The 566-nt window shown below is 67.1% G+C and carries 1 protein-coding gene; it reads left to right on the top strand.

The genetic code is table 11. From position 1 onward, the window contains the following. Nucleotides 1-566 (top strand): TolC family protein (locus tag FQ755_RS05995; protein WP_186308429.1); only part of this gene is annotated, 566 nt, incomplete at both ends.

Here is a 566-nt window from a genome sequence, read left to right as displayed (position 1 = left end):
ACGGACGACCTGTTGAAGGTCACCGAGGAGACGCTGAAGACGGCCCAGGATTCGTACAACCTGACCAAGCTGCAGTTCGACAACGGCACCGGCTCGGAACTGGACCTGCGCCAGGCGCAGACGGTGGTCGAGCAGGCGCTGGCGAACCAGCAGGCCGAAGGGCGCGACCGCGCGCAAGCCGTGAACGCGCTGGTGCTGCTGATCGGCGAGCCGCTGCCCGACGATCTGCCGGCGGGTCTGCCGCTGGATTCGCAGAACCTGCTGACCGATATCCCGGCCGGCTTGCCTTCGGACCTACTGACGCGTCGTCCCGACATCATGGAAGCCGAGCAGACGCTGCTGGCGGCCAACGCGAACATCGGGGCGGCCCGCGCGGCCTTCTTCCCGAAGATTTCGCTGACGGCCGCGTTCGGCACGGCGAGCCCGACGCTGGGTGGCCTGTTCAAGGCCGGCACGGCGGCCTGGTCGTTCGCGCCGAATATCGCCCTGCCGATCTTCGAGGGCGGCTCGAACATCGCGAAACTCGACTTGGCGCACGTGCAGAAGCGCATCGAGATCGCGAACTA

Origin of the sequence: Paraburkholderia sp. BCC1885 (genome assembly GCF_900996235.1) — a bacterium.
In the GTDB taxonomy this organism is placed as follows: domain Bacteria; phylum Pseudomonadota; class Gammaproteobacteria; order Burkholderiales; family Burkholderiaceae; genus Paraburkholderia.
The sequence above is the reverse complement of the archived record's forward strand: the minus strand, read 5'-3'. Positions and strand labels throughout refer to the sequence as shown.